Below are 16,181 nucleotides of genomic sequence, written 5' to 3'. Positions count from 1 at the left end.
ACCAGCACTCGTTGCCGGTGAGTCGGCATGGTGGCGCGAAATGGGGTCCGGATGCCGAGCGGTCGGCAACGAGTGCGGGATATGACGAAGGCGCCGCACCCCGTGGAGGATGCGGCGCCTTCGGCGAACGGTGGACGCGCGCGGCGTCCGCTGCTCAATGCCTGAGCGCCTCGGTTAGGCGCGGCGGGTGAGCGCGTCGCGGATCTCGCGGAGCAGGACGATGTCCTCGTCGGGAGCGGCGTCCTCCTCCTTGGTCGCGTAGCGGGACTTGGCCATCTCGTAGGGCTTGACCACGAAGAAGTAGACGATGAAGGCCAGGATCAGGAACGCGACCAGAGCCGTGAGGAACGGACCGACCGGCACGCCGCCGGGGCGGTACGTGTCGAAGTTCGGGGTCGTGAAGATCTTGCCGATCAGCGCCATGAGCATGTCGGTGAAGGTCTTGACCACAGCCGCGAACGCGGTGGCGATGATGAATGCGACGGCAAGCTCGACGAGATTGCCCCGCATCACGAAATCCTTGAAACCCTTCATGGGTTGTCCCGCCCTTTCGATGTTGATGCCGTTACGGCGAGTAACCGTAGCGACAAATGCGCCCCACCGCGCAACATGCACGCAGGGTGTTTCGTCGTCACGAATCGGTCACAAGTTGGTGCGTGTGCTGCGTCATTCCCGTAAGTGGCGTGTTAATGGCCTGTTCAGGGGCGGACCAAACCAAGGCCGCGGCTCGGGTCACTACAGCTCAGCTCACCACACCGCTAACCGCACCGTTCGCCGTACCGCTCGCCTCACCGCGGGTCACCGCGGACGCAGCAGCACCCGCAAATCCGGCCGCCCGGTGGCATCGACCGGCGCACCGGCGATGGCCTCGGCGGCGCGCGGGTCGGCCGCCACCACCAGTCCGGGCCCGCCCGCGGCATACCCCGACGACGACCCCTGGCCCTCGATCACGGCACCGAAGTCCGTGCGCACCGGCCGGTCGACCCGCAGCACCTCGACGTCACGGGCCACCACGGTCCCGGCGCCGACGAGGTCGACGCGGTCGCCGGCCGACACCATCGCCACGGCGCCCTCGTCGGCCACGCTGACGTGGACCGCCACCTGGTCGGTCGGTCGCCCGGCCAGCAGCGACCGCGTGCTGAACCGGCTCGCCGTCAAGGTCTCCCCGCGGGCCACCGGACTCACCACGACCCGCCCCAGCACCTCACCGGGGCCACGCACCGCACCCTCCGGCACCAACCGCGCCGGCCACCGCACCACCCGCACCGCCTGGGGTTCGACCGGCGCCCCCGCCGGGATCGCCCGCGCCGCCACGAGCACCGGCACCGTCGGGTCCGCCGGTTGGCGCACGACCGCGAGCCCGGCCAGGACGGCGACGACCGCGCACCCGGCCGCCAGCAGCCGCCGCAGCACGTGCCGCCGCCAGTCGGCCCGTCGCCCGCTCGCCCCGAGCGCAGCGACGAGCCGTCGCGCCATCCCCACCATCACGACCCCCCCGCAACCCTCAGTCCGGCAACGCAAACGGCAGCTGGATGCCGTCCAGTGCCCGCCGGCACGCGCACGTCGCGTCAGCATCGGTCTCGTCGGCAGGCATGGCCGTCAACGCGGTGCGAAGCACCTGCTTGAGCCCGTCGATGTTGCGGGCAAACACCTGCAGCACCTCCTCGTGTGTCACCGCGTCGCCGCCCTCCACCCCGGCGTCGTGGTCGGTGACCAGCGCGATGGTCGTGAAGCACATCGCCAGCTCACGGGCGATCGCGGCCTCCGGCATCGCGGTCATGCCCACGATCGACCAGCCCGCGGCCTGGTGCCACTGCGACTCGGCGCGGGAGGAGAACCGCGGCCCGTTGATGACGACGAGCGTCCCCGAGTCGACCACCGGCAGCCCGGCCTCGCGCGCCGACCGCACCGCCACCGCGCGCCCCCGCGGGCAGTAGGGGTCGGCGAACCCGACGTGGACCACCTGCCCCTCCTCGCCGTAGATCGTCTGCTCGCGCCCCCACGTGCGGTCGACCACCTGGTCGGGGACGACCACCGTGCCCGGTCCGTTGGCGGGCACGAGCGACCCGACGGCGCACGGCGCCAGCACCTGCCGCACCCCGACCGAACGCAGCGCCCACAGGTTGGCCCGGTAGTTGACCTTGTGCGGCGGGAACCGGTGCCCCTGCCCGTGCCGCGCGATGAACGCGACCTGCCGCCCGCCGACGTCGCCGATGACGAGGTCGTCGCTCGGGTCACCGAACGGTGTCGTCACCTTCACCCGTTCCGCCGACTCGAAGAACTCGTAGAACCCCGAGCCGCCGATCAGCCCGAGCGTCGCGCGCGGGTCGCCGGTGCCGTCGGTGCCGTCACTGGGGGAGGAAGCCATGCCGGCAGCCTACGCACGCAGGTGAGCACGCGGCATACGGGCGAAAACGCCTGTGGACAAAGGCGACGGCGCCCGTCCCCTGTGGAGGACGAGCGCCGTGAGGTATGCCGCGTGGCCGGCTCAGGCGGCCGAGCCGCCGGTGCTCGTGGTCGCCTTGGCGGAGCTGCTCGAGGACTCGCCCTTGCCCGACGAGCCCGACGAGCCCGATGACGCCGACGAACCGGAGTCGGACTTGGACTCCGACGACGAAGCCGGCACCGACGAGGACGAGCCGCTGCGGGAGTCGGTGCGGTAGAAACCGCCGCCCTTGAACACGACACCGACCGGGCTGAAGACCTTGCGCAGCTTGCCGCTGCACTCGGGGCAGGTGGTGAGCGCGTCGTCGCTGAAGGACTGCACCGTGTCGAAACGGTGGCCGCAGTCGGTGCACGCGTAGGTGTACGTGGGCACGGTTGCTCCTGAAGGTCGTGGGCCGGTCGGGGGTCGCCCGGCAGACTGGCACTCGAAACGTTCGAGTGCCAAGTGTAAGGCCGAACCGGCCGTGCTTTGTTCCCCAGTTGAGTGCCTGAGGACGACCCATGGGTCGGTCTCAGGCACTCAACTGCGCGGCGGTCCCTTGGTCCAGCCGGCGAGGCGGCCGTACTGGCTGACCGCGCGGACCCGCTTCTCCGCCCTGCTGCGCACCTCGGCGGTCGTGACGATCAGCAGCTGGTCGCCGGTGCGGATGACGGTGTTGCTGGCCGGCACGAAACCCTTGTCCCCGCGCACGACGAGGGTGACGTTGGCGCCCTCGGGCAGCCGCAGCTCGAAGATCTCGACTCCGTGCAGCTTGCTGGCCGGACCCACGTCGACCTGCATCAGGTCGGCGTCGAGCTCCTCCAGCGGGGTGGCCTCCACGGCCAGGTCGAGCGCGCTGTAGTCCTCGACCACCCCGAGCCGTCGAGCCACCCACGGCAGCGTGTTGCCCTGCACGATCGTGAAGATGATGACGAGCACGAAGACCAGCTCGAAGATCCAGCTGACCTGACCGGCACCCGCGGTCGCCGGCACGGTCGCGAGCACGACCGGCACCGCGCCGCGCAGGCCCGCCCACGACAGGAACGCCTGGTCGCGCCAGCCGATGCGGAACGGTGCCACCGACACGATGACCGACAGCGGTCGCGCGACGAGCAGCAGCACGAGGCCGATCACGATGGCTGGGATGATCTGGTCACCCATCTGGCTCGGTGACGCGAGCAGGCCGAGCAGGACGAAGAGCCCGATCTGCGCCAGCCAGCCGAGCGCGGTCGACAGGCCCTGGACCGCCGGCCCGTGCGGCAGCCGCGAGTTGCCCAGGACCAACGCCGCCAGGTAGCAGGCGATGAAGCCACTCGTGTGGATCGACGCGGCCGCGGCATACGCGAGGACCGTCACCGCGACCACACCGATGCTGAACAGGCCCGACGAACCCGGCGCCACGCGCTTCATGAACTTGCCGCCGAGCCAGCCGATGGCGAGTCCCACGAGGGCGCCGACGGCGAGCTCGTATGCCGCGGTGATGCCGAGCTGCCACCACGGCTCCGCGTGCGACGGGTCGGCGCTGCGCGCCGCGAGGGCGGTCACGAGGATGACGACCGGGGCGTCGTTGAACCCCGACTCCGCCTCGAGCATGCCGGTGATGCGACGCGGCAGCGGCACCCGCCGCAGCACGGAGAAGACGGCCGCCGCGTCGGTCGAGGACAGGATGGCGCCGACGAGCAGGGCGGTGTTCCAGTCGAGGTGCAGGACGAACCGGGCGGCCAGCGCCACGACGAACACCGACACGAGGACGCCCACCGTCGACAGGACCGCGGCCGGCGCGACCGACCGCTTGATGCCCTCCCACCGGGTGCTCAGCCCGCCCTCGGAGAGGATGAGGATGAGCGCGCTGTAGCCCAGGACCTGGGTCAGCTCCTCGGACTCGAAGTCGATGTGCAGCAACGGTCCTGACTCGCCAATGGCCAAGCCGATGGCGAGGTAGAGCAGCAGCGACGGCAGCCCGGACTTGACCGAGAGCCGCACGGCGACGACGGAGACGAGCAGGACGATCGAGCCGATCAGCAGGGCCGGCGTGAGGTCGTGCAACGTGAAGGACTCGCTGGCGGCAGAGGTGAATCCGGTCGGCACGGCCCGTCACGTCCTTTCCCTCGTCGCGGTGCGGATAGTCTCGCAGGGTGTCGCGCTGGAAACTCATCCGCCGCATCGCCGTGGCAGTCGCGGCGCTGCTGGTCGTGGTCATCGGAATCGCTGCCGTGCTCGCCGTCACCTGGGTGAGGCGGCCGTTCCCGACCATCGAGGGTGAGCTCCAGGTGGCCGGGCTGGGAAGCAAGGTGACCGTCCTTCGCGACGACCGCGGCATACCGCAGATCTATGCCGACTCGGCCGAAGACCTGTTCAAGGCACAGGGATTCGTGCATGCGCAGGACCGCTTCTTCGAGATGGACCTGCGCCGCCACATCACGGCCGGGCGCCTCTCCGAGCTCGTCGGCGCGGACGGCCTCGACACCGACCGCGTCATCCGCACCCTCGGCTGGCGGCGCACCGCCGAGCAGGAGCTGCCGACCCTCAAGCCGGAGACGCGGCGCTACCTCCAGGCCTATGCCGATGGCGTCAACGCCTACATCAAGCAGGCCGGCACACCGTCGAAGATGTCGCTCGAGTACGTCTTCCTCGGGCAGAAAGTGCCGGACTACCGCGTCGAGGACTGGACCCCGGCCGACTCGCTGGCGTGGCTGAAGGCGATGGCGTGGGACCTCAAGGGCGACTACGACGCCGAGCTGATGCGGGCCCGCCTCGCCGGCACGATGCCGATCAACCAGATCAACGAGCTGTGGCCGTCCTACGACTTCGAGACCAACAAGCCGATCCTGTCGCCGCAGGACTGGCCGGGATCCTCGGCGGGCGGCGCCAACTCGGCCGTCCCGGCGCTGCCCGCGCGTGGGGTCACCACCCGCGCCGCCGTCCCGTCCCCGACCGACAAGGGGGTGCAGGCGGCGTATGCCGCGGTGTCTCGGGCGCTGGCCGCCGTGCCGGCGACTGTGGGTCGCGGTGACGGCATCGGGTCGAACTCGTGGGTCGTCGGCGGCAGCCGCACCGCGACCGGAAAACCGTTGCTGGCCAACGATCCTCACCTCGGGACGAGCATTCCGGGCATCTGGTACCAGGTGGGGCTGAACTGTCGGACCGTGTCGGCTTCCTGTCCGTTCAAGGTGAGCGGCTACTCGTTCTCGGGGTTGCCCGGCGTCGTGATCGGGCACAACGACAAGGTGGCCTGGGGGTTCACCAACCTCGGGCCCGACGTGACCGACTTCTTCCTCGAGCAGGTGAGCGGCGACTCCTACCTGCGCGACGGCAAGCAGGTCCCGCTGACGATGCGCACCGAGACGATCAAGATCGGCGGCGGGGGCGAGCAGACGATCACGGTGCGCTCGACCGCCCACGGACCGTTGCTCTCCGACGCCCTGCAACCGGTCGCCGAGGCCGGTGACACGCCACCGGTCAACGGGCGCACCAGTCCCGGCTCCTACGAGGTCGCCCTCCAGTGGACCGGGCTCGAGCCGAACAAGACGGCCGACGCGATCTTTGCCATCAACACCGCGCAGGACTTCCAGCAGTTCCGCAAGGCCGCAGCCGACTTCGCGGCGCCAGCGCAGAACCTCATCTACGCCGACACCGCCGGCAACATCGGCTACCAGGCCCCGGGCCGCATCCCGATCCGCACCCGTTACATGGAGTCCGCGCCGGGCTACTGGATCCGACCGGGATGGGTCTCCTCGTGGGACTGGAAGGGCTACGTGCCGTTCAACGAGCTGCCGTGGTCGTACAACCCGCCCGAGGGCTTCATCGTCACAGCGAACCAGGCCGTCACGCGCAGCAGCAGCCCGTTCCTCACCAGCGAGTGGGACTACGGCTACCGGGCGCAGCGCATCCGCGACCTGCTGAGTGACAACCGCAAGGTCACCACGGAGACGATGTCGACCGTCCAGGGCGACACCCGGAACCAGTTCGCTCCGACGCTGGTCAAGGCGCTGCTGTCGGTCAACCTGGGTGGCGACGACTTCACCAAGCAGGCCCAGGACCTGCTGCGTGGCTGGAACTTCACCCAGCCCGCCGACGACTCCGATGCCGCAGCGGGTGCCGCCTACTACAACGCGGTCTGGGCGCGGCTGCTCGATCTCACCTTCAACGACGAGCTGCCCAAGGACCTGCGCGCCGACGGTGGTGACCAGTGGATGGCGGCCATGACGCAGCTGCTCAAGACACCGAAGTCGTCGTGGTGGGACGACAAGCGCACGGCCGGGGTGACCGAGGGCCAGGCGGAGATCCTGCGCAAGGCCCTGGTCGACGCCCGGCTCGACCTCACCAAGCAGCTCGGCAAGGACCCCAAGGACTGGCGTTGGGGACGGCTGCACCAGCTGACCTTGCGGCACCAGGTGCTCGGGGGCGACGGCGCGCCCGGGTTCGTGCGCGACCTGTTCAACCAGGGACCGTTCGACATGCCGGGCGGCTCGGCGATCGTCAACGCCAACGGGTGGAACGCCAGCAAGGGCCTCGACGGCGAGCCCGGCGAGGCATACGACGTCGACTGGGCGCCGTCGATGCGGATGGTCGTCGACCTGTCCAACCTCGACGCGTCGCGGTGGGTCAACCAGACCGGCAACAGCGGCCACGTCTACTCCGACCACTACTCGGATCAGACCAAGGCGTGGGTCCGCAACGAGCTCTACCCGTGGCCGTTCACTGACAAGGCCGTCCGCGCGGCCGGTGGCGACGAGCTCACCCTGGTGCCGGCCTCGACCACCGCCTCACCCGGCAACTGACCCCGGCCGCTGACGCCGGCGGCGAAAGCTGGTCGGTTCTCGCGTTCGTGGTCGGGATAACGGCCAACGGGCCGACAAGCGGCCAACGTCCGCGCGCGGGTGCCATCAGGTGCGCTCGAGCGGGGTCAGCCCGTCGGCGGTGAGGACGCCATCCACGGGGCGGTCGTGGGCGTCGTGGGGGAGCGGTTCGTCGGACACCTCCCAGGGGTGCACGACGGCGATGACACGGGCCGACGTGCGCGGCAGGGCCCGGTCGTAGCAACCCTTGCCGCGACCCACGCGCGTGCCAGCCAGGTCGACGGTCTGCGCCGGGACGAAGACGACCCGCGCCCGACCGATGGCGTCCAGCCCCAGCGGGGTCCCGTCCGCATCGCCGACCTCGCGCCAGTCCAGCTCCCAGTCGGTGAGCGTGATGGGCACCATGACGCGTATGCCGCGTGCCTCCAACGCCTGCACGAGCGCCCCCGTCGGTGGCTCCGACGGCAACGACTCGTAGACGGCGACCCAGTCGCCGGGGGCGACGCCCGCGGCATACGCGGCATCGAGGCCCAGCCGGGCGATGGCCGAGGCGTCGGCCGCGCGGTCACGCCCGGGCACCAGCTCGCGACGGCGCTCGCGCCCCGCAGCGCGCACCGCGTCCTTGGGCTGGGACGGAACGGTCATGTCGAGAATCGTCGCACTAGGGTTGCCACCATGAGCGACGCCGGTCTGGCAGCAGCAGTGGAGCGCATGCGTGATCGCGACATCGACGAGCGCGCGATCCGCGTCTTCGAGCACTACTACCGCGAGCTCGAGGCGGGCAGCACCGGCCTCATCCCGGAGTCCAGCATCGACCCGATCGGCGATGTCCAGGCCCTCGACGACCTCGACGTCACCGAGCAGGAGCGCGCGGAGGCGCTGGGCCGCACCGCGGTCGTCAAGCTCAACGGCGGCCTCGGCACGAGCATGGGCCTGTCGGGTCCGAAGTCGGTGCTCGAGGTCCGCGACGGGCTGAGCTTCCTCGACGTCATCGCGCGCCAGGTCCTCGCGCTGCGCAAGCACTACGACGTGCAGGTGCCGTTGCTGCTCATGGACTCTTTCCGCACCCGCGACGCCTCGCTGCGCGTCCTCGATGCCTACCCCGACCTCGCCGTCGACGGCCTGCCCCTGGACTTCCTCCAGAACGCCGAGCCCAAGCTGCTCGCCGATGACCTCACCCCCGTGGACTGGCCGGCGAATCCCGACCTCGAGTGGTGCCCGCCCGGTCACGGCGACGTCTACGTCGCCCTTCTTGCTAGCGGCATCCTGAAGACGTTGCAGGACAAGGGTTTCCGCTATGTGTTCCTCTCGAACTCGGACAACCTCGGCGCCACGTGCGATCCGACGATCCCGGCCTGGATGGCCCGCGAGGACATCCCCTACGTCGCCGAGGTGTGCCACCGCACCGCCAATGACCGCAAGGGCGGCCACCTCGCCATTCGCAAGTCCGACGGCCAGCTCGTCCTGCGGGACAGCGCCATGACGCCGGAGGAGGACCAGCACTTCTTCCAGGACGAGCACCGCCACCGCCTCTTCCACGCCAACAACCTGTGGGTCGACATCGAGGTCCTGGCGACCGCGCTGGAGCAGCGCGACGGCGTCCTCGGCCTGCCGATCATCGTCAACCGCAAGACCGTCGACCCGAGCCGCAAGGACACCCCCAAGGTGATCCAGGTCGAGTCGGCCATGGGTGCGGCCATCGAGGTGTTCGAGGGCTCGCGTGCGCTGCAGGTGCCGCGTAGCCGGTTCCGCCCGGTGAAGACGACCAACGAGCTGCTGCTGCTGCGTTCCGACCTGTTCGCCCTCGATGACGAGAGCCGCGTCGTGGCCCGCAGCGACCGGCCCGACCCGCGGGTCGACCTCGACGACCACTACAAGCTGATCGACGACTTCGACTCCCGATTCCCTTCCGGCGCACCGTCGCTCGTTGACTGCACCTCCCTCACTGTGCACGCCGACGCGACCTTCGGGGCGGGTGTGCGCTGCGTCGGAGACGTCGTGGTCGAGGGCGACGAGCCGATCCGGGTCGAGGACGGCGCCACTCTCGACGGGAAGCTCTCGGTCTCGTGATCTCGGTCGAACAGCACCTGGACCGCATCCTCACGACCGTCTCCGTGATCCGGCCGTTCGAGCTCGGTGTGCTCGACGCCCAGGGCTGCGTCCTCGCCGAGGACGTCACCGCCCGGGGGTCCCTGCCCGGCTTCACCAACTCGGCCATGGACGGGTATGCCGTTCACGCCAGTGACGTCGCCGGCGCGGCTCCCGAGTCGCCCGTCGTCCTGCCCGTCGTCGGTGACATCGCGGCCGGCAACACCGCGGCTCTGTCGCTGGTGCCGGGCCAGACCATGCGGATCATGACCGGCGCCCCGATGCCGCGCGGCGCCGACGCCGTGGTGCCGGTCGAGGCCACCGACGGCGGGTTGGTGCGGGTCGAGGTGCGCAAGGCCTCCGTGGTCGGGCAGCACGTGCGCGAAGTCGGCGAGGACGTCGAGTCCGGCGCCGTCATCCTGCGCGCCGGAACCCTGCTCGGCCCCGGCCAGATCGCGCTGCTTGCCGCTGCCGGGGTGGCCCGGGTGCGGGTGGCGCCGCGACCGCGTGTCGTCGTGCTCTCGACGGGCGACGAGCTCGTGGAGGTGGGGCGCACCCCCGCGTTCGGGCAGATCGTCGACTCCAACTCGGTCATGCTCACCGCCGCCGTGACCGCCGTGGGTGCCACGCCCTACCGCGTCGGCGGCGTGCGCGACGACGCCCGACAGCTGAGGGAGACTCTCGAGGGCCAGCTCGTGCGGGCCGACGCGATCATCACGACCGGTGGCGTGTCGATGGGCGCGTTCGACACGGTCAAGGAGGTGCTGTCGCGGGTCGGGACGATGCAGTTCGACAAGGTCGCCATGCGTCCCGGTATGCCGCAGGGTTTCGGCACGCTCGGCGAGGAGAAGGTGCCCGTCTTCACGTTGCCCGGCAACCCCGTCAGCGCGCTCGTGTCGTTCCACGTGTTCGTCGCGCCGGCGCTGCGCGCGATGGCCGGGCGACCCGAACCGTCCTTCCCGCCCGGCTACGTGCCGGCCGTGGCCGCCGAGCCGATGACCTCGGTCCCCGGGAAGATGGAGTTCCTGCGCGTGACGCTCGACGACGACCAGGCCCGGCTCGCCGGGGGTCAGGGATCGCACATGCTCGGAGCACTGGCCGCCGCCGACGCCCTCGCGGTCATCCCCGAGGACGTCACCCAAGTGCGGCCCGGCGATCCCATCGAGTGCCTGCCCCTGCTCGGACGGGAGGGGCAGTGATGACCCCACGAAGTTCTTCCTCCGCTTCGCTCCCCCAGATACTTCGCGGGGACCCCGCATGAGTACCCCACGAAGTCATGACCGCGTGGACCTGACGCACGTGCGGGCCGACGGGTCCGCGCACATGGTCGACGTGTCGGCCAAGGACGTCACCGCCCGGCAGGCCAGCGCCGCCGGACGAGTCCTGTTGTCCGCCACCGCGATCGCCGCCCTGCGTGGCGGCGACGTGCCCAAGGGTGACGCCCTCGCCGTGGCCCGGATCGCCGGCATCCAGGCGGTCAAGCGCACGCCCGAGCTGATCCCGCTGGCCCACCCCATCGCCGTCCACGGCGTCGAGGTCGACCTCGCGGTCGCCGACGACGGAGTCGACATCACCGCCACCGTCCGGACGGCGGACCGCACCGGCATCGAGATGGAGGCCCTCACGGCGGTCGCCGTTGCCGCCCTTGCGCTCATCGACATGGTCAAGGCCGTCGACAAGCACGCCCGCATCACCGATGTCCGCGTGACCGCCAAGTCCGGTGGGCGCTCCGGTGACTGGAGCGAGTCGTGAGTCAGCGGGAGGGCGGAGGCGACCGCGCGGCATACCGTGCCGTCGTCATCACCTGCTCGACGCGCGCGGCGACCGGTGTCTACGCCGACAAGGGTGGCCCGCTCGTCGTGGAGGCGTTGCGGCAGTGGGGATTCGACGTCGGCGACCCCACCGTGGTGCCCGACGGACCCGAGGTCGGTGAGGCCCTGTCGGCGGCGCTCGCCACGCAGCCCGACCTCGTCGTGACGACCGGCGGCACCGGCCTCACGCCCACCGACGGGACTCCTGAGGCGACTAGGCCCCTGCTCGACCGGGAGGTCCCGGGCATCGCCGAGGCGATCCGGGCCGCGGGTGTCGCCAAGGGGGTGCCGACCGCGATGCTCTCGCGAGGTCTCGCCGGGCTCGCGGGCTCGACTCTCGTGGTCAACCTTCCAGGTTCCAGCGGTGGCGTGAAGGACGCGCTCGCGGTGCTCGAACCCGTTGTGCCCCATGCCATCTCGCAGATCCGGGGCGGCGACCACTGATGGCGATCTGGCCCGTCGAGCTGCACGGCCAGACGCCGGCCGGCGAGGTGGTCGTGCTCGACGCGCTGCGGCGTCGCGACAAGCGCGAATGGGTCGAGGTGCGTTCACGCAACCGTGAGGGGCTGGGTCCGTGGGAGGCCACGTCGCCCGGTCCGGGGCAGCCGGCGGTGTCGTTCGGTGGGTTGGTGCGCCACTACAACGGCGAGGCGCGCGCGGGGCGGATGGCACCGTTCACGATCCGGTTCGAGGGGCGGCTCGTCGGCCAGATGGTGCTCTTCGGCATCAGCTGGGGGTCGCTGCTGTCTGCCGCCGCGGGGTACTGGGTCGACGAGCGGGTCGCCGGTCACGACGTCGCGCCGACCGCGCTGGCCCTGGCGGGCGACCACGCCTTCACGACCCTCGGCCTGCACCGGCTCGAGGTCAACATCCGGCCCGAGAACGTCCGCAGCCTCGCCGTCGTGCGCAAGCTGGCGTTCCGCGAGGAGGGGACGCGGGCGGCATACCTGCACATCGCCGGGCGCTGGCGCGACCACCGGTCGTTCGCCCTGACGACCGACGACCTCGGCGGGCGGACGCTCGTCGAGCGAATGCACACCAATCACACCAGTCACATTGGCGACACACCGCCGCACGTCCCCGGGAGCAGCACGAACGGCACCTAACGTCGTGTTCGTGCAGCCCGGCGGTCTCAGTTCACTCATCTTCGTGGTCATCATCGGTGTCTGGGCTGCCTATTTCATCCAGTACTGGGTGCGCCGTCGCGAACACCTCGCCACCGCGCGCTCGGTCGACCAGTTCTCGGAGTCGATGCGCGTGCTCGAGCGCCGCAGCCCGCTGCCCGCCACCGACCTGTCGAGCCCACGCCGTGAGTCGTATGCCGTGAGCCCGGCGCGGGCGTCGCGTCCCCAGATCCTCGTGAAGCGGGCCGAAACCCCGGTCGCCTTCGCGACGGAGTCGGCCGAGACGGTCGAGCCGTCCGTCGGCGCGGCCGCCCCGCTGTCCCACTCGACCGGGGGGCCGTCCCCCCGTGGGCGGTTCCGGGAGGAGCCGGCCGCTCCTGCTACTGCTCCTGCCCCCAGTCGGGCGCCGGGCCTGTCGTTGCTCGGCTCGCTCGTGGCCTTCGTCCTCGTCGGGGTGCTGGCGATCTTCTCCGTCGTGCCGCTGTGGCTGCTCGCCCTGCCCCTCGTTGCGGGTGCGGGCTCGTTCGTGTGGGTCCGCCAGACCGTCCAGCAGGCCCGGCTCGCCCGCCGTGCCGCGGCCCGCCGCCCGGCTCCGCGCCAGGCAGCGCCCGCCCCCGTGCGTCGTCAGGCTCCGGAAGCGACCGCCGTCCCGGCGCCCCGTGCAACCGCGACCGATGCCGATGTTTCCGGAGTCGAGGGCGCCGCTCCCGAGGCGCCGGCCGCCCGCACCACCGAGCTCTACGACATCCACGCGATCGAGCAGCCGGCTCCCGCTGCCGCGCCAGCCACGCCGGCGGCACCCGCCGCCCAGGCGAGCCCGGACGCCGAGACCGAGCACGCGGCATACCCGCCCGCTCCGCTCGTTGACGAGGACGACATCCCGCTCACCTGGGACCCCGTGCCGGTGCCGCGCCCGACCTACACGATGAAGGCGCGCGCCACGCGTCCTGCGCCGACCTCGGCCGACCTCGTGGGGGATGCCGACACCGAGTACGCCGACACGGCGAGCGACGCAGAGCTGCCCGAGCGCCGCGTCGCCGGCGCCTGAGCTACTTCGACTCCCACACGGCGCGGGCGCCGGAGTCGCCGGTGAGGAACACGTAGAGCGCCGTGCCCGCCGCGCTCGCGATCACGGCCAGGGACAACAGGATTCGCACGGCCTTGCTGCCGCCACGACGCAGGTAGAGCCACTGCGCGGTCGTCGTCACGGCCAACGCGACGGCCCAGGGGAGGACCTTCTCGCCGTACTCCTCGTGCTGGGAGATGAACGGCGGGTTGCCCAGCTTCTCGGCGAGGCTCTCGCCGGCCCTTGTGGTGACGGGGACCGCGATCGCGCCGATGACCGCACCCAGCGGCACGAGGAAGGTGAGCTTGCGCTGGGCGGCTGGCCACAGGCTGACGAGGATCGCCGCGAGGGCAGTGAGGGGGAGCAGGACGACGACGAGGTGGACCAGCAGCGGGTGGGCCGGCAGGCCGTTGATCTCCATGACCGGGGAACGTAGCGGGCACTCCTGTGGTTCAGCCATGAACTCTCCGGGTGGCTGCTTCGTCCTTTCCCGGTGAGGGGTGTGGCGGGAAGATCAGGTGCGGGGAGATGGTGACCGGGCGGTGCTGGCGGCAGTGACGGGCGAAGGAGTGGCGGTGGAGGCGGACCAGCGCGAGGCCGTGCTGCAGGGTCTGCACGACCGGCACGCCGCCGAGCTGTGGCGGTTCGCGCTGCGCCTCACGCGGGACGCCCAGGTTGCCGAGGACGTCGTGCAGGAGTCGTTGCTGCGCGCCTGGCGCGACCCGCAGCTGGGGGCGCGCACCGAGCCACAGCACCGCGCCTGGCTGTTCACGGTCGTGCGCAACCTCGTCATCGACCGGTGGCGCAGTGCGGTGTCGCGGCACGAGCTGGCCGGGGTGGAGGCGCCCGAGGTGGTCGAGCCGGACCGCGCGACCGAGGTGCTCGACCGGTGGCTCATCGCCGACGGGCTGGCGCAGGTGTCGAGCGAACACCGCCGCGTCATCACCGCTGCCTACTACGAGGGACGCTCGGTTGCGGAGATCGCCGCCGAGCTGCACGTGCCGGAGGGCACCGTGAAGTCGCGGCTGCACTACGGGCTGCGCAGCCTGCGGCTGGCGTTGCAGGAGAAGGGGGTGACCCGGCCATGACCCCACGTGACGAGTTCGCCGACTGGGACGCGGCCTATGTGCTCGGGGCGCTGAGTGCCGCCGACCGGGCGCGCTTCGAGGACCACCTGGCCGGGTGCGCCTCCTGTCGTGCGTCCGTCGCCGAGATCGCCGGTATGCCGGGTCTGCTCGCCCAGGTGCCGGCGGGCGAGGCGCTGGCGATCGGGTCGCCGGAGGAGGTGCTGGCCCGGCCGCCGGCGTCGCTGATGCCCGAACTGCCGCGGGTCGTGGGGCCCGGCTCCTCGGCGGCGTCACGGTCTGGCTCGCGGTCGCGTGCGCGGCGTCGGTGGGTCTCACCCTTGGCGGCCGCGGCGGCGGCCCTGCTCATCGGCGGTGTCGCCGGGTATGCCGTGTCGCAGCGCGGCTCGGAGGGCGCCGGTGTGGGTGATCGGTCCGGTGTCGTGCTGGCGGCGCCACAGCGGATGGCGTTTGCACCCGTGGCCGACGACATCCCCATGACGGCCGTGGTCGACGTGGTGCCGTTGCGGCAGGGGACCGAGCTGCGGATCGAGTGCCAGTACTCGACGGATGGCTCGACGACAGGTTCTGGCGACGACTCGAGCGGACGGTCGGGCAACGGTTCCGGTGGCAAGGGAGCCGACGACAGCCGGCCGACCTCCACGGGGGCGTCTGTCGGGAGCGGCTCGGTGAGCGGCTCGGTGGCCCGCACGGATGCGCGTTACGGCGTGGGTTCAGGGCCGCGGTACTCACTCTGGGTGCTCGACCGCACCGGACGGGGCACCCAGGTCAAGGCCTGGACCGCCCAGGCCGACACGGTCATGCACCCCGTGGCCCTCTCCAACCTGGACGTCGCGCAGATCAGCTCGCTCGAGATCCGCCTGGCCGACTCGGACACGACGGTGCTGCGCGCTGCCTTGAGCTGACCCGCGAAGGCGACCACGCGGCATACCGGGGCCTCGCCCTGCCCGGTGGGGGCCTGACCCGTTAGGCGTTCGAGGGCGCTTCGACGGATGGACGACGTACCGCGCGACTGCTCGCGATCTGGAGCAAGATCGCCGCGGCCAGCGTCACACCGCCCGCGAGTCCGTAACGCCAATCGCGTTCAGAACCATGGAAGAGCAGTTGGGCGGGGAAGAAGAGAGGGCCAATGACGTCCCAGAGTCCTGTGGGGTGACGCGGGCGCTCGTCACCCCGGTCGGGTTTCAGGAGTGCGCCCACGCACACCAAGACCATCCCCAGTGCGAGGAGGCCGATCACCAGATCGCGCCGCCCAGGCGGCGAGCCGAGGAGCAGGAGGTAGGCCAAGCCCAACGACGCGACGAGCGAAACGGCCCACTCCGCGCGCCGGAGGCGGCGCAGCAAGGTTGCCGTTCGACTCACGCCTCCATGGTGCCAGAAGGCAGATGGGGAGAAGTCCTCTTTGCGGCCGTGCGGGCCCTTGGTCGTCCGGACACATGTGAAGAGGGTCGGACGAGTTGTCCGGCCCTCTTCCACATGGGTGGAGCTGAGGGGATTCGAACCCCTGACCTTCTCATTGCGAACGAGACGCGCTACCAACTGCGCCACAGCCCCTTGATGCGGACGAAACTGTAACACCAGCCTCACTCCGGTGAGAAAACGGCCGGCCGCGACTGGGCGGTGACACCTCCAGGCTTACGTGAACAAGCTGATCGTAAGTCCGAACCCGACGACTTCTGTTAGGGCGGCTGCGGGCGGACTATCACGGTGGGGCAGAGCGGCGGTTCGCTGAGCACAAGGCGGCCTCGCGGCCTACGACCGTGGTCGCCCGTCGGCACGACTG

General features: G+C 70.9%; 17 protein-coding genes and 1 tRNA gene. 9 read left to right on the top strand and 9 right to left on the bottom strand.

Annotated features, from left to right (window positions below):
- Positions 1 to 174: 174 nt before the first annotated feature.
- The 5 genes from mscL to HJG52_RS12070 form a co-directional block, all read right to left on the bottom strand.
- Positions 175 to 534: a large conductance mechanosensitive channel protein MscL gene (mscL, locus tag HJG52_RS12090; RefSeq protein WP_171243809.1), complete on the bottom strand. Its 360-nt coding sequence runs from the start codon at positions 532 to 534 to the stop codon at positions 175 to 177.
- A gap of 264 nt (positions 535 to 798) precedes the next feature.
- Positions 799 to 1,485, bottom strand: coding sequence for a Flp pilus assembly protein CpaB (gene cpaB / locus HJG52_RS12085; RefSeq protein ID WP_240978010.1), 687 nt, complete (start codon positions 1,483 to 1,485; stop codon positions 799 to 801).
- Between the two features lie 19 nt (positions 1,486 to 1,504).
- Complete coding sequence (locus HJG52_RS12080) at positions 1,505 to 2,368, bottom strand: S-methyl-5'-thioadenosine phosphorylase (protein ID WP_171243807.1); 864 nt, start codon at positions 2,366 to 2,368, stop codon at positions 1,505 to 1,507.
- A gap of 120 nt (positions 2,369 to 2,488) precedes the next feature.
- Positions 2,489 to 2,818, bottom strand: a complete 330-nt coding sequence (locus HJG52_RS12075) for an FmdB family zinc ribbon protein (protein WP_171243806.1) — start codon at positions 2,816 to 2,818, stop codon at positions 2,489 to 2,491.
- 147 nt (positions 2,819 to 2,965) lie between these two features.
- The gene (locus tag HJG52_RS12070) at positions 2,966 to 4,513 is read right to left on the bottom strand and encodes a potassium/proton antiporter (protein WP_171243805.1); all 1,548 of its coding nucleotides are present in this window, start codon (positions 4,511 to 4,513) and stop codon (positions 2,966 to 2,968) included.
- A 47-nt stretch (positions 4,514 to 4,560) separates the two neighbouring features.
- Here HJG52_RS12070 and HJG52_RS12065 point away from each other — a divergent pair, with 47 nt between their 5' ends.
- Positions 4,561 to 7,206: a penicillin acylase family protein gene (locus HJG52_RS12065; RefSeq protein ID WP_171243804.1), complete on the top strand. Its 2,646-nt coding sequence runs from the start codon at positions 4,561 to 4,563 to the stop codon at positions 7,204 to 7,206.
- Positions 7,207 to 7,311: 105 nt separating this feature from the next.
- Here the strand turns inward: HJG52_RS12065 and HJG52_RS12060 are convergent, their stop codons facing one another.
- A complete protein-coding gene (locus HJG52_RS12060) occupies positions 7,312 to 7,869 on the bottom strand; it encodes a 5-formyltetrahydrofolate cyclo-ligase (RefSeq protein WP_171243803.1) in 558 nt (185 codons plus the stop codon).
- Between the two features lie 30 nt (positions 7,870 to 7,899).
- Between HJG52_RS12060 and HJG52_RS12055 the strand changes: the two genes are divergently transcribed.
- The 6 genes from HJG52_RS12055 to HJG52_RS12030 are packed head-to-tail and all read left to right on the top strand — an operon-like array spanning position 7,900 to position 13,295.
- On the top strand, positions 7,900 to 9,294 hold the full coding sequence (locus HJG52_RS12055; RefSeq protein WP_171243802.1) for a UTP--glucose-1-phosphate uridylyltransferase: 1,395 nt from the start codon (positions 7,900 to 7,902) through the stop codon (positions 9,292 to 9,294).
- The gene (gene glp / locus HJG52_RS12050; RefSeq protein WP_171243801.1) at positions 9,291 to 10,511 is read left to right on the top strand and encodes a molybdotransferase-like divisome protein Glp; all 1,221 of its coding nucleotides are present in this window, start codon (positions 9,291 to 9,293) and stop codon (positions 10,509 to 10,511) included. Before HJG52_RS12055 ends, glp begins: the two co-directional genes overlap by 4 nt.
- 58 nt (positions 10,512 to 10,569) lie before the next feature.
- Complete coding sequence (moaC, locus tag HJG52_RS12045; protein ID WP_171243800.1) at positions 10,570 to 11,064, top strand: cyclic pyranopterin monophosphate synthase MoaC; 495 nt, start codon at positions 10,570 to 10,572, stop codon at positions 11,062 to 11,064.
- Positions 11,061 to 11,567, top strand: coding sequence for a molybdenum cofactor synthesis domain-containing protein (locus HJG52_RS12040; RefSeq protein WP_171243799.1), 507 nt, complete (start codon positions 11,061 to 11,063; stop codon positions 11,565 to 11,567). Before moaC ends, HJG52_RS12040 begins: the two co-directional genes overlap by 4 nt.
- Positions 11,567 to 12,229: a GNAT family N-acetyltransferase gene (locus HJG52_RS12035; protein WP_171243798.1), complete on the top strand. Its 663-nt coding sequence runs from the start codon at positions 11,567 to 11,569 to the stop codon at positions 12,227 to 12,229. The genes HJG52_RS12040 and HJG52_RS12035 overlap by 1 nt, the downstream gene beginning before the upstream one ends.
- Before the next feature lie 10 nt (positions 12,230 to 12,239).
- Complete coding sequence (locus HJG52_RS12030; protein WP_171243797.1) at positions 12,240 to 13,295, top strand: hypothetical protein; 1,056 nt, start codon at positions 12,240 to 12,242, stop codon at positions 13,293 to 13,295.
- Between the two features lies 1 nt (position 13,296).
- Here the strand turns inward: HJG52_RS12030 and HJG52_RS12025 are convergent, their stop codons facing one another.
- Positions 13,297 to 13,734 (bottom strand): DUF2231 domain-containing protein, encoded by a 438-nt coding sequence (locus HJG52_RS12025; protein ID WP_171243796.1) that lies wholly within the window; start codon positions 13,732 to 13,734, stop codon positions 13,297 to 13,299.
- Between the two features lie 154 nt (positions 13,735 to 13,888).
- Between HJG52_RS12025 and HJG52_RS12020 the strand changes: the two genes are divergently transcribed.
- On the top strand, positions 13,889 to 14,401 hold the full coding sequence (locus HJG52_RS12020; RefSeq protein WP_346767713.1) for a sigma-70 family RNA polymerase sigma factor: 513 nt from the start codon (positions 13,889 to 13,891) through the stop codon (positions 14,399 to 14,401).
- Positions 14,398 to 15,303: an anti-sigma factor family protein gene (locus HJG52_RS12015; RefSeq protein WP_171243794.1), complete on the top strand. Its 906-nt coding sequence runs from the start codon at positions 14,398 to 14,400 to the stop codon at positions 15,301 to 15,303. Before HJG52_RS12020 ends, HJG52_RS12015 begins: the two co-directional genes overlap by 4 nt.
- Before the next feature lie 61 nt (positions 15,304 to 15,364).
- Here the strand turns inward: HJG52_RS12015 and HJG52_RS12010 are convergent, their stop codons facing one another.
- Positions 15,365 to 15,760, bottom strand: a complete 396-nt coding sequence (locus HJG52_RS12010) for a hypothetical protein (protein ID WP_171243793.1) — start codon at positions 15,758 to 15,760, stop codon at positions 15,365 to 15,367.
- Positions 15,761 to 15,879: 119 nt separating this feature from the next.
- A tRNA-Ala gene (locus tag HJG52_RS12005) sits at positions 15,880 to 15,952 on the bottom strand.
- Positions 15,953 to 16,181 lie beyond the last annotated feature (229 nt).

It is taken from the genome of Knoellia koreensis, assembly GCF_013041615.1.
GTDB lineage: Bacteria > Actinomycetota > Actinomycetes > Actinomycetales > Dermatophilaceae > Pedococcus > Pedococcus koreensis.
The sequence above is the reverse complement of the archived record's forward strand: the minus strand, read 5'-3'. Positions and strand labels throughout refer to the sequence as shown.

Bases quoted from the DNA above. Each gene is read 5' to 3' on its own strand.
- HJG52_RS12060 (WP_171243803.1), bottom strand. From the start codon at position 7,869: ATGACCGTTCCGTCCCAGCCCAAGGACGCGGTGCGCGCTGCGGGGCGC.
- HJG52_RS12025 (WP_171243796.1), bottom strand. From the start codon at position 13,734: ATGGAGATCAACGGCCTGCCGGCCCACCCGCTGCTGGTCCACCTCGTC.
- HJG52_RS12055 (WP_171243802.1), top strand. From the start codon at position 7,900: ATGAGCGACGCCGGTCTGGCAGCAGCAGTGGAGCGCATGCGTGATCGC.
- mscL (WP_171243809.1), bottom strand. From the start codon at position 534: ATGAAGGGTTTCAAGGATTTCGTGATGCGGGGCAATCTCGTCGAGCTT.
- cpaB (WP_240978010.1), bottom strand. From the start codon at position 1,485: ATGGTGGGGATGGCGCGACGGCTCGTCGCTGCGCTCGGGGCGAGCGGG.
- HJG52_RS12080 (WP_171243807.1), bottom strand. From the start codon at position 2,368: ATGGCTTCCTCCCCCAGTGACGGCACCGACGGCACCGGCGACCCGCGC.
- moaC (WP_171243800.1), top strand. From the start codon at position 10,570: ATGAGTACCCCACGAAGTCATGACCGCGTGGACCTGACGCACGTGCGG.
- HJG52_RS12035 (WP_171243798.1), top strand. From the start codon at position 11,567: ATGGCGATCTGGCCCGTCGAGCTGCACGGCCAGACGCCGGCCGGCGAG.
- HJG52_RS12015 (WP_171243794.1), top strand. From the start codon at position 14,398: ATGACCCCACGTGACGAGTTCGCCGACTGGGACGCGGCCTATGTGCTC.